Origin of the sequence: Alcaligenes sp. NLF5-7 (assembly GCF_024266725.1) — a bacterium.
Lineage (GTDB): Bacteria > Pseudomonadota > Gammaproteobacteria > Burkholderiales > Burkholderiaceae_B > Alcaligenes > Alcaligenes phenolicus.
Genome location: NZ_CP100755.1, coordinates 2,944,283 through 2,956,025, shown reverse-complemented (window position 1 = coordinate 2,956,025; position 11,743 = coordinate 2,944,283). Strand labels below are relative to the sequence as shown.

The 11,743-nt window shown below is 57.0% G+C and carries 10 protein-coding genes and 3 tRNA genes; 7 read left to right on the top strand and 6 right to left on the bottom strand.

Translation table 11 applies throughout. The annotated features are described in order from the left end of the window. The first annotated feature begins 67 nt into the window (after positions 1–67). A complete protein-coding gene (locus MID00_RS13605) occupies positions 68–1,429 on the top strand; it encodes an MFS transporter (RefSeq protein ID WP_254498942.1) in 1,362 nt (453 codons plus the stop codon). 391 nt (positions 1,430–1,820) lie between these two features. After that, entirely contained in the window at positions 1,821–2,492 is a 672-nt protein-coding gene (locus MID00_RS13600; RefSeq protein WP_009459563.1) for a GntR family transcriptional regulator, read from the top strand. Here MID00_RS13600 and murB read toward each other — a convergent pair. After that, complete coding sequence (murB, locus tag MID00_RS13595; protein WP_250755952.1) at positions 2,489–3,499, bottom strand: UDP-N-acetylmuramate dehydrogenase; 1,011 nt, start codon at positions 3,497–3,499, stop codon at positions 2,489–2,491. The genes MID00_RS13600 and murB overlap by 4 nt on opposite strands. Before the next feature lie 315 nt (positions 3,500–3,814). On the opposite strand from murB, the gene MID00_RS13590 reads away from it, so the two are divergent. The 4 genes from MID00_RS13590 to MID00_RS13575 all read left to right on the top strand — a co-directional run bounded on the left by MID00_RS13590 (position 3,815) and on the right by MID00_RS13575 (position 6,298). After that, positions 3,815–3,890 (top strand) — tRNA-Gly (locus MID00_RS13590). 42 nt (positions 3,891–3,932) lie between these two features. Continuing rightward, positions 3,933–4,006, top strand: a tRNA-Cys gene (locus MID00_RS13585). Between the two features lie 37 nt (positions 4,007–4,043). Beyond that, positions 4,044–4,119 (top strand) — tRNA-Gly (locus MID00_RS13580). A 226-nt stretch (positions 4,120–4,345) separates the two neighbouring features. After that, a complete protein-coding gene (locus MID00_RS13575; protein ID WP_033948117.1) occupies positions 4,346–6,298 on the top strand; it encodes an integrase arm-type DNA-binding domain-containing protein in 1,953 nt (650 codons plus the stop codon). A 58-nt stretch (positions 6,299–6,356) separates the two neighbouring features. Here the strand turns inward: MID00_RS13575 and MID00_RS13570 are convergent, their stop codons facing one another. Next, positions 6,357–6,998: a substrate-binding domain-containing protein gene (locus tag MID00_RS13570; protein ID WP_033948128.1), complete on the bottom strand. Its 642-nt coding sequence runs from the start codon at positions 6,996–6,998 to the stop codon at positions 6,357–6,359. Positions 6,999–7,119: 121 nt separating this feature from the next. Between MID00_RS13570 and MID00_RS13565 the strand changes: the two genes are divergently transcribed. Further along, complete coding sequence (locus tag MID00_RS13565; protein ID WP_042920626.1) at positions 7,120–7,413, top strand: helix-turn-helix domain-containing protein; 294 nt, start codon at positions 7,120–7,122, stop codon at positions 7,411–7,413. Between the two features lie 14 nt (positions 7,414–7,427). Here MID00_RS13565 and MID00_RS13560 read toward each other — a convergent pair whose 3' ends face one another. The 4 genes from MID00_RS13560 to MID00_RS13545 all read right to left on the bottom strand — a co-directional run bounded on the left by MID00_RS13560 (position 7,428) and on the right by MID00_RS13545 (position 11,700). Next, positions 7,428–8,318: a LysR family transcriptional regulator gene (locus tag MID00_RS13560; RefSeq protein ID WP_033948116.1), complete on the bottom strand. Its 891-nt coding sequence runs from the start codon at positions 8,316–8,318 to the stop codon at positions 7,428–7,430. Positions 8,319–8,451: 133 nt separating this feature from the next. Next, a complete protein-coding gene (gene lspA, locus MID00_RS13555; RefSeq protein WP_033948115.1) occupies positions 8,452–8,955 on the bottom strand; it encodes a signal peptidase II in 504 nt (167 codons plus the stop codon). Between the two features lie 46 nt (positions 8,956–9,001). Next, positions 9,002–10,330, bottom strand: coding sequence for a sigma-54 dependent transcriptional regulator (locus MID00_RS13550; protein WP_033948114.1), 1,329 nt, complete (start codon positions 10,328–10,330; stop codon positions 9,002–9,004). Further along, positions 10,327–11,700 carry a sensor histidine kinase gene (locus MID00_RS13545; protein ID WP_042920628.1) on the bottom strand — a complete coding sequence of 458 codons (1,374 nt, stop codon included), beginning with the start codon at positions 11,698–11,700 and terminating at the stop codon, positions 10,327–10,329. The genes MID00_RS13550 and MID00_RS13545 overlap by 4 nt, the downstream gene beginning before the upstream one ends. Positions 11,701–11,743 lie beyond the last annotated feature (43 nt).

Below are 11,743 nucleotides of genomic sequence, written 5' to 3'. Positions count from 1 at the left end.
GCCATGGCCTGACGGCAGGTCACCTATACATAAACCCGCCACAAGAGCGGACCTACAGGAGACACCTATGACAGCCGTATCCCCCAATGTGGCCAATCGCCTGGAGCGATTGCCCATGACACGCTATCAACGCATACTGTTCGGTATTATCGCGACCGCCTGGTTCTTTGATTCCATGGACCTGGGCATCATGACTTTTGTTTTAGGTTCCATCAAAGCAGAAATGGGGCTCAGCACCGCGCAGGCGGGGATGCTGGCCAGCTCCAGCTTTTTAGGCATGTTTTTGGGTGCTGCCATTGCGGGCATGCTGGCAGACAAGTACGGGCGCAAACCTGTCTTTCAATGGAGCATGATTTTTTGGGGCGTAGGAAGCCTGGCCTGTGGCCTGTCCCAAAACGTCGAGCAGTTGATGGCGTTTCGGGTGCTGCTGGGGTTTGGCATGGGAATGGAATTTCCCATCGGCCTGGCCATGGTCTCGGAGATTGTGCCCGCTAAAAGTCGCGGTCGATATATTGCGATTCTGGAAGGCTTCTGGCCGCTAGGCTTTATCAGCGCCGGGATTCTGACCTACCTGAGTCTGGACTATATAGGCTGGCGCGGAATCTTCATCGCCCTGTCTATCCCTGCCCTGTTTGTGTTCGTGATTCGTCGCTGGGTTCCTGAATCCCCCCGCTGGCTGGAAGAGGCAGGCCACAACGACCGCGCCGAACAAGTCACAACGGCTTTTGAACACAAAGTCATTCAGGCCAACGGCGGCCAGGCTCTGCCCTCTCCCCTGCCCCCCACCCCTTGCGAGAAGCTTAAGCGTGGCGCGCTGTTTGCCCAGCTTTGGCAAGGCCAATACGCCCGCCGTACCCTGATGCTGTGGATGCTGTGGTTCTTCTCCTTGCTGGGCTACTACGGTCTCACTACCTGGCTGGGCGCACTATTGCAACAAGCCGGATATGAAGTCACCAAGTCCGTTACCTACACCATCTATATTTCCCTGGCCGGTATTCCAGGCTTCATCTTCTCGGCCTGGTTGCTGGAGAAATGGGGTCGCAAGGCAACCATGGTCTTGATGCTATTCGGTAGCGCCGGCTGTGCCTTTATCTATGGCCACGTCGCCACCAGTCAGGCGCCTGTTGCTCAACTGATTGGCGCTGGTTTGTGCATGCAGTTCTTCATGTTTGGCATGTGGTCGGTTTTGTATGCCTACACCCCCGAGCTGTACCCCACACGGACACGCAGCACAGGCGCGGGCTTTGCCTCTTCCATTGGCCGACTGGGTTCCTTGTTCGGACCGCTGCTGGTGGGCTTTATCCTGCCCTGGACCGGTCATGCAGGCGTTTTCACCTTGGGGGCTATTTCCTTTTCTATTGCAGCGTTGGTGGTGATTGCATTGGGGGTAGAAACCAAGGGGCGTTCGCTGGAGGAAGTTTCGGCTTAAAAGACTGATTCAATTGATGATAAGTTAACTTAACGCTCAATAAAAAACCCGTGTCAGCCTAGATCGCTGACACGGGTTTCCAGCTTATGAATGGCCAAACTCAATTCCCATTGCCGCTCAGAAACAAAATGAACTGAACGCGCCCCTCCCCAGTTGCTCAAGCCCGCCACAAGCAGATAAACCGCTATTCAAAGCAAGGGTTTGAGCAAGCCAAACTCGATATCAAAACCCCTATTTTTATGCGCCATAAATCTGCGCAAAGCGCTGTTTATTCAAGAATAAGTCCGCAAGCTAAAATCCCGTCTGGCATTTCAAAATATATATAATTTGAAATGCCAAACATAACTAAAATCAAATACGAAACCCGACGCGCGCAAACCGGAGACGCTAAATGAGTATTCCCTCCTCCTCTGATGACACTTTGCTGGCCACCCAGGCGTTTCAGGCATTTCGTCATTTATTGGCTACAGGGCAGGTACGCGCGGGGCAGATGGTGTCGATGGCGGAGCTGATGAAATTAAGCGACTTCCCTCTGGCCCCAGTGCGTGAAGCCGTCAAACGCGCTGCGGCTGCCGGGCTGGTGTCCATCCTGCCCAAGCGGGGAGTGCTGGTTCTGGAGGCAACCACGGAAGCGCTACGGGAATGCTTTCAGCTGCGCTGTGTCTTTGATCAGGAGGGGGCCAGGATACTGGCTAGCTGTGCCAAGCAGCCCGCATTGGAGAGTTTGCGGGACAAGCACGAGAAGATTCTGGAGCAGGCACAAAGCGGCCTTGTTACCACCGCTTTGCAGATTCAGGCCATGGAAGTGGACTGGGCCTTGCATCGCTATCTGGCTCAAGCACTACAGAACCGCTCGGCCATGACAATCTACGAAGAGAACTGTGATCGCATCAATGTGCTGCAGCACTCGCGCCGCCCTTTACCCGAGCGCATTGTGCCCGCCATGAAGGAGCATTTACAGATTCTGGATACGCTACAGGCAGGAAACCCCGAAGCGGCCATGGAAGCCGTGCGCCACCATCTGGCACAAACTCTGCGATGGTGGGGCGCGGTCGATGTTTAATTGACAATAACGGGCTCTTGTTCCAACTCCACGCCGAAGCGTTCCCGAACAGAACCCCGAATCGCCTGGGCCAGGCGTTCAATATCATGCGCAGTTCCGCCACCATGATTCACCAGCACCAAAGCCTGGCGATCGTGCACGCCCACGGCACCATCACGCTTGCCTTTCCAGCCACACTGGTCAATCAACCAGCCCGCCGCTAGTTTGCATTGGCCCTGTCCAACTTCATAAGAAACCAGATTGGGCCATTGCTGCTTCAAGGCATCACGCTGCTCGGTCTGCACAAGGGGATTCTTGAAGAAACTGCCCGCATTACCCAAGACACGAGGGTCAGGCAATTTTTGACGACGAATCTCGCAGACTGCATCAAAAATACGTTGAGGGTCTGGCTCCCCCGCCAAATGAGCTTGCTTATTAAGATCGGGGTACTCCAGCACCGGCGTCCACTGACGCGGTAAGGCAAAGCGCACCGCCAGAATCAACCAGCTTCCAGCCGGGTCGTGCTTGAAGCGACTGTCTCTATAAGCAAAGCCACACTCGGCCGCAGACAGTTCCACCTCTTTGCCTTCTTTAAAGCTCCAGGCCAGCACGCTGTGCACCCGCTGCTCCAGCTCCAGCCCGTAAGCACCAATATTCTGAACCGGAGCCGCACCCACCGTGCCAGGTATCAAGGCCAGATTTTCCAGACCGGGCCAGCCTTGATTCAAACAATACTGCACAAAGTCATGCCAGCACTCACCCGCCTGCGCTTCCACGATATAGGCATCGTCCCGCTCCTGCAGTAAACCAATCCCTTTGCTTTCTACCTTGATCACCAGGGCATCAACTTGCTCGGCCAGCACCACATTGCTGCCACCGCCCAGCACAAAGATACGCTCCCCCTGCTCCACCAGCGCTTGCAAGGCAGGCAGCTGGGTAACATTGTCATACACCACCAGGTCGCGCGCGCGGCTGCCCAAACCCAAGGTATTAAAAGAGCTCAAATCCACATTACGCTGCCTATCCACGGCCCTGTCCCACGATCAAAGAAAGCAGTAAGCATAGCTCGGACAGACAATTTTCCGGAAAAATTTACAGAATCTATTGACAAGCTTCTTTGCTGCAGTCTATAGTTACGTTCTTGCTTAGCGCAGCGTCGGTTTCGCAGCAAAAAGCAGTTTGAAGGCAGGCTAGTTCGTTAGGCAGTACTGATAAAAAGCTTAGGCAAAATATCAAAAACGCTTGACAAACAAAGACAGCCACTCTAAACTAGCTTTCTTTACTTAATAAGCAATAGCTAATAAGTAAAACGCTGAAAACAGATTCAATCTGCACAGCAAAATGCGGGAGTAGCTCAGTTGGTAGAGCGCAACCTTGCCAAGGTTGAGGTCGCGAGTTCGAGACTCGTCTCCCGCTCCAGATTCCTAAGGGAAGCCTAGGCTTCCCTTTTTAATCGACCACGGCGCAATGGCAGAGTGGTTATGCAGCGGATTGCAAATCCGTCTAGGTCGGTTCGATTCCGGCTTGCGCCTCCAGTAATTCTGGTCACAAGTCGGTAGTGCAGTAAAAAATGCGGGAGTAGCTCAGTTGGTAGAGCGCAACCTTGCCAAGGTTGAGGTCGCGAGTTCGAGACTCGTCTCCCGCTCCAAGTTATGATCTACAGACTTCTACTGACGTCTGTAAGTCGTTGAAAAGAGGGGCTTCGGCCCCTTGTTTCATTCCAGCGAGCGCCACGGAAATCCACCCACAGCTACCGTTTTTGAGTGACCAATTGAGGCACAAGAATACGGGTGGGACGGCTACCGGATAGTTGCTGGGGCTGAGCGGGAACCATGACGAGCATAGGGCCTAAGTCATAACTTAGGAGCCTCGAAATGGCACTCTCTGATCTGACCGTCCGGCAGGCAAGGACCACCGGCAAGCGCTACACCCTCTCCGACAACGACTGCCTGGGCCTGATGGTCTCTGCCGCAGGCGGCAAGTCGTGGATCTTCCGCTACTACTGGCTGGGCAAGCAAAAGCGCTTGTCCCTGGGCGGCTATCCTGCCCTCAGCCTGCGCGAGGCCCGCGCCGAGCGGGACAAGGCCCAGGCCCTGCTCGCCAGGGGGGTCGATCCCCAAATCGAACGCGATCAGCGTCGGCACGCAGCCAAGCTGGCGGGCGAATACACCTTCAAGAACGTCTTTGATGCCTGGGTCGAGCATCGCCGCAAGGAACTCAAGGAAGGCCGTCAAAGCACGCTGTCGCAGATTCTGCGCATCTTCAACAAGGACGTGCTGCCCACCCTTGGGAAGATGTCGATCTACGACATTCGCCGGCCCCAGCTCGTGGGCGTCGTGGCGGCGATCGAGAAGCGCAAGGCGTTCACCACCGCCGAGAAGGTGCGTACCTGGTTCAACCAGATGTTTCGCTATGCCCTGGTCATTGCCGAGGGGCTGGAAGTCAACCCTGCAGCGGACCTGGACGTGGTGGCCGAACCCAAGCCTCCGGTGGCGCACAACCCCTACCTGCACCTTCCCGAGCTGCCCGAGTTCCTTCAGAAGCTCCGGCTCTACAACCCCCGCGGCTGGCAGACCCAGCTTGGCGTCCGGCTGCTGTTCCTGACGGGGGTGCGCACGGGCGAGCTGCGGCTGGCCGAGCCTGAGCAATTCGACCTCGACCGCGGCTTGTGGATCATCCCGCCGCAGGTCGTCAAGCAGCTCCAGGACGAAATGCGCAAGGCCGGCAAGCGGCCGCAGGACGTGCCGCCCTACATCGTGCCTTTGTCCCTGCAGGCCATCGAGATCGTGCGCTATCTCCTGGGCGTGATGCGTCCGGCGCAGAAGTACCTGCTGTCGCATCGCAGCGAACTCAAGAAGCGCATCAGCGAGAACACCCTCAACAAGGCCGTGCAGCTCATGGGGTACGAGGGTCGCCTGACCGGCCACGGCATCCGCGGCACTATCTCGACGGCACTCAACGAAATCGGCTATCCGAAGATTTGGGTGGACGCGCAGCTTTCGCACTCCGACCCGAACAAGGTCAGCTCGGCCTACAACCATGCCAAGTACGTGGAGCCGCGACGCCGCATGATGCAGGACTGGGCAGACCGTCTCGACCTGCTCGAACAGGGCGAAGTCGAAGCCGCGAGCGCGCACCTGACCATCCGCATCGACGGCGTGCCGGCGATGGCCGGAGTGGAGGAAGCGGTGGGCACGGTGGACGCGGCCCCCACAGTGGCCGAGCCCGCTGTCCCTGACGTGCCGCCCGTAGTCGCAACGCCCATCGTTGTGACGCCGAGCAGCGGTGGGATCACCTTCCAGCGGCTGTTGCAGGTGCCGCCGCCTCCGGCGCATGCCCCGGAGCCGGAAGTCTCCGCCATCCAGCGCGAGCGCGAGGAAATGGTGGCCATCTACGAGTCGCCGAACAATCTGCCCGTCCCGCTGTTCGGCAAGCTGGCCGGCAAGTCCAAGGACCAGATCAACCGCGAGCTGAAAGCCGGTAAGCTGCTGTCCATCAGCTTGGGCAACCGGGGGCAGCGGGTTCCCGACTGGCAACTGGTGCCGCTCAAGCACAGGCTGGCCCAGGTGCTCATGAACCAGTGCCCGCACGCGGATTCGTGGGATCTGTACCGCATGCTGACCCAGCCACACCCTGACCTGGGTGATCGTGCGGCTATTGATGTGGTCACGCCGACCAATGTGCCCGCAATCATTCGGGTCATCATGGGCGACTACCGGCGCCATGAGGATGCGCCCGAGGCCGTTGCCTTACGGCCCATCCCCGAGAATGTGCGTCAGAGCGTCCATCGCTTGGTGGACAGCGCTGTAGTGCTTGAAGGGGCCTGAGGCCAACGCAGCCGCCCCGCGATTGGAGCCAGCCGGCTTCCAGCCGCGGGGCGCATGGTCAGGCCGAATTGGTTCGAGCGACCTGTATCGCCCTGCGTTCAAATCGCTCCACAGCGGAATTTGCCTCCCCTTGAGGCCGCAACAGGTGTGTCACGACCTCATAGGGACCGTCGGCGAGTAGCCGCATGCCGATCTTCCATCCGCGAGCCTGCTCGATGCGCGACTGCATGGTTACCCCGATGCCATAGCCGGCTCCAACCCAGAGCGCCATCATCTCGAAGGAGGGCACGTGCTGAATGTTCTTCTGGTCTACCGGAGGAAGAAAAGACAGGCGGCGATCCAGTAAAGGACAAATCTCTGCCTTCCAGCGAAATACTGGATAGTCCATCAGTTCGGCGATCGTGAACTCTGCCCGATCGAACGAGAAGCATTGCAGCGGCGTGGCGACGGCCAGGGTCTCGATCCACAGGGGCTTAGACTGGAGAGATAAATCGCTAGACCCCTGAAGCGATAACCCTGCGTCGTACAGTCCATCGCGAAGCCCTCTCGCCAGGTCGCATCCTGCAATCTCGGAAAACGTCAGGGTGACCTCGGGCTCTGCCTCGCGTTGTAGCGCGAGCAGTGTGGAAAGCTGTGACGACGCTACGCCTCGCGCTATGGCGATCCTAAGACGGGGAAGCGGGCTGGTGACGTTGTGCATGAGAGCCCCATAGAAGCGACTAAGCAGGTCAAGGGCGAGCCAGCATGATAGTAAAGAGAGAACTTTAACGTCTATATCTTTAACGTGGTTAATTTCCACGGTTTGTTCGACGCTTCCGCTAATGCAGAAGCCCACTATCCAGCCAGGTCGCCCTACTGGCACACCCACGTATGAATCCGAGCCAGCGTTGGCGTTCGGGCAGGCCGTGCGCACCGCTCGTGTCGAACGCCGAATCGCTCAGGACGAATTCGCCTCGTTGGCAGGTATTGCACGCTCACACATGGGCAAGATCGAGCGCGGGGAGCACGTCCCCACGCTTCCTCTCATATTGAAAATTTCCAAGGCGCTCGGGATAAGTGCAGCCGATCTGATGGCAGCAACCGAGCGAAACCTGAACCGCAGCGCTGATTCTTGAACTGAACGTCTCTGTCAGCCGTCCAAACCGTCACGCAATCGAACGATAAAGCGCTGTAACGAAGCCGACAAGTCACTGCCCTCGGGTCGGAGCAGGTAGGTAGTGATCACCGCTGATTCCATGGCCAAGGGGCGAATTACCACATCGGGGCGCTGGCTGGCCGGTATCTTGGTTGCCGAGATAAAGCCGACGCCGTAACCGGCACCCACGAGAGTCAGCATCATCTCCAGGGAAGATACATGCTCGACGATATTCTGCTGATGCCCAAGAGGCCCCAGCAGTCGAGTGATCTCGCGGCAGTAACCCTCGCATACTTGCGGATCGCACAGTACCAATGGGTGACCACCCAACTCGTGTAGTGGAACCTCCTTGTGGGAGAGTAGTTCGTGCCGAGCCGGCACGGCGATGACCAAGGGATCTCGCCAGAGAGGCTCGGCGACAATGCCAACACCAACTTCCGCCGTGTGCGCGAACCCGATCATGAAGTCACCAGTCCGTAGGCCACGTAACTGCTCGGCCAATGGGACTTCAGACAGCCGAATCTCAACCTCGGGTTCCTCCGCGCGGCAACGAGCCAAGAACGCTGATAGTCGAGGGCCGATCGCGCCGTCAGACACTGCGATACGTAAGCTGCCTCGTAGGCCCGCTGCCACAGCCCTGACGTTTTCTCGCGCTTGCTCCAATACCGTGAACAGCCTGCGAGCGTCTTGCAAGAAGGCTGCGCCTGCCGCTGTTAGCCTCGTCCCTCGACGATCCCGATCGAATAGAACGACCCCTAGCTCCTCCTCCAGTTCTCTAATGGCCCGGGACAATGGTGGTTGCTCGATATGCAGGCGTTCGGCTGCACGCGTGAAATGCAACTCCTCGGCCAAAGCAACAAAGCAGCGAAGGTGCCGCAGCTCCATCGATGACGCTCCTGTTTAAGTTCTATGGACTTCTCTGTGACAACCTCTCCATTCGCAACACTTCCTGGGGGCAAAGACCACCTGCAGGCGGTACTGTCCAGCTATGCACAGATGCCTAAAATTGCGATGAAAACTACTGCGTCTTGGTGTGCTCCCTACTTCGCCTGCTCAATACTTCGTGAATGACGACGCCAATAACGCCAGTCGTGATGGCGATATCAGCCACATTGAATGTCGGAAAGTGATAGCCAGACGCGTGAATGCTCAGAAAGTCGATCACATGTCCGCGAGCCATGCGGTCGATCGCATTGCCAAGCGCACCGCCGAGAATGGATGCCAATGAAATCGAAAGTAGGCCCTTCGAGCTATGGATCGTGATCTGCCATAGCAAGAATGCCGATGCAACCATGGCCAACACGGTGAGAAACCAGCGCTGCCAGCCGCTTTGGTCGGCAAATAGTGAGAAAGCTGCTCCCGGATTGTGTGCCCGCACAACGTTGAAGAAGCTGGTAAGTACCGTTGATTCACCCACGCGATAGCTCTGCACTACCCAGTACTTTGTCGCGAGGTCAAGAACCAGAATTAGTGCTGCTATGAACACCCAGCGTAGAAATCGCGATGGAGAGGATGCCATCATCGAATTCATCTCCTATACAGGAGATGGAGAGTCATTTTCTCTAGACTCATGATGATCGGATTCCATATTTCTGGATCTTGTTCCAGAGGGTCGTCCGAGAAACGTCCAACGTCTTGGCTGCCTCAGTCAGATTCCCATCGTGAAGCCGTAACACCTGTTCAATTCTCTCCCGCTCGGCCGAATCGCGTGCGCCTGCCAATGTCAATGAATCATTAGCGACTTTGTCATCAGCGGCATAATCCGGCCACAAGTCCGAAAATCGAAGCTCTGGGGTGTCTTTCAGTGCGATCGCGCGCTCAACACGATTGACAAGTTCTCGGATATTGCCGGGCCAGTCGTATTGAAGTGCAAATGGAACTACGCCTTCGGCGAAGGCCGGTGCCTCTTCGTTCCGACGCTTAGAGATTCGCTGTGCATGAAACCTCAGCAGCGGCTCAATCTCTAGCCTGCGCTCGCGCAATGGGGGCATTGCACATTCGACTACATTGATGCGAAACAGCAGATCCTCCCGAAATAGCCCCTGGGACACCGCGGTGCGAAGGTCTCGATTCGTAGCAAACACGAAGCGCGCCTGGCACTTTAAATGTTGGTTTGAGCCTATGCGTTGGAATTCGCGCGCTTCCAGCAGCCGTAACAGCTTTGCCTGATGATTCAGGTCGAGTTCTGCGACCTCATCGAGAAACAAGGTGCCCGAACCAGCTTGTTCAGCGAAGCCGATATGCTGGGCTACCGCTCCAGTGAAGGCTCCACGCTCGTGCCCGAATATCGCCGACTCGAATAGTTCTCCAGGAATTGCAGCGCAGTTCACGGCCACAAAGGGTGCGGTTCCGCCAGTTGTCGTCTGATGAAGGTAACGCGCCCCGATCTCCTTGCCTGTCCCAGTTTCGCCGGACAGCAGCACCGGCAAATCTGAGTGCGCAAGTTTGTCAAGAGTCTTCCGAATACCGTGGGTGGCTTCGGAGATGCCGAAACAGGCGAAGGGGTCGGATATACCGTTTGCGTCTTCGCCAATCGCTACGATAGCTGCTACACGCTCAACCAAAGCATCAAGGTCGAAGGGCTTTGCAATGTAATCGCGAGCGCCGAGCTTGATCAGGCGTACCGCCTGTTCAATATCACCATAGGCGGTCATGAATATGGTAGGTAGCGCTCCGTTGCGACCAAACGCATTGCGAACCACATCCTCGCCTGTGCCATCAGGCAACCGGATGTCAGACAGCACGATCCGCGCGGCCCGATTGGCAAGAGCCGTCGCTCCTTCCTTGGCCGTCTTTGCCCAATGCACTGCATAACCTTCGAGGCTAAAGCGCTGGTGCAGCGAGCGCCCAAGCACACCGTCATCTTCAATCAGGATCAGTAATGGCTTCGTTGTCATACGGGGTCCACAGCCTCCTCTTTGTCGAGGGGAACGATAATGCTGATGGTTGTGCCTTCACCGGCACGGCTTTCAACACTCAAACGCGCGCCGATATCCTGAACCAACGCGCAGATCACGCTGATACCGAGTTCTCGGGTGGGAGGCAAAATTGATGACGCAGGCGGGGCCTGCAAATAATCCAGAATCGCATCAGGCAGACCGGGCCCGTGGTCGGAAACGCTTAATCGTGCTTCGTCCAAACCTACGACAACCGCAATGTCAACGGTCCCGCGGATGGGGCTGGCTTTGCAGGCATTGAGTAGCAGATTGACCATGATCTGACGAACTGCATCAGCGTCCGAATAGAAGGCGTCCTTGCCCTCCAAGTACCAAGCGATTTTTAACTCCCTCTTGCGTGCTTCAGGTGCAATGAGAAGCTCCAGGTCCTGAATATCGGATACGTTGATCCGCTTCTGCCCCCCTCGACGCCGGTATGTGGCAAGCGTGACATTTGCAATGCGTTCAAGGGATTTCAACCCGCCTTCCACAATATCGAGTGTCTCTTCTCGAACTGCCTTGTCATCGCCAAAACGGCGAATCGTGGAGAGAGCGCTCAGGATGCCAGCGAGTGGATTGCGCACTTCGTGCGCAATGACCGCGGCGACCCGCCCAAGTAAAGCGTCTCGCTCAGCCTGCGCCATGCTTTCTAGGGCTTTGGAGCGAATGGCTTCGTTTTGTTCGCGTAGGACGAGCGCAGTTTCCAGGCTGGCCAGTTCGCTTCCACCACCGCCGCCCAATGAGTTTTCGGCGTCCGGTGCCAGGCGGTGAGACAGGGAGCGCAACGAAAAAGCAATGCGCCGCGTCACTAAGAAGGTAATGACGATCGACACCAAAGCCAGTGCGCCATTGATGGCAATTGCAATCCAGATCGTGACCTGGTTGGTACGCACGGCATCACTTGCGTCGAACAGCGTCGATAGTGCGAAAGGCACGCCGGCGCGCTCGTACACCTTCGTCAGGCGTGCTTTATGCCCATCCTGGAACGTAAAGATCGAAGTGCCAGCGCCACCATTCAAGGCAACTTGGAGCGTAGCATTCAGTTCAGACGGGTCTTCCTGCTGCGGATAACTGTGCATGACCAGACGGCCATCGATCATCCGACCTATGGCGGTGCTGGATTCCCCCATGATCGACTGGTATTCCAGCGCATTCCTGAGCGCTGCTTGTGTCTGGGTCGGGTCGAGCGGTCCGTTCGGTGCAATGTGCCCTGCGAAGCCATCCAGAAACACAGCAGCTTTCTGCTCTAAGGTGGCATTGACGTAGTTCTGAAGCAGCAACACGCCGATGACGCTGGCCGCCAACGAGACAACCAGAATGGTGGCGCTCACTGCCAGAGGCAGCGCCTTTGTCAACGGCCATTTTGATGCAATG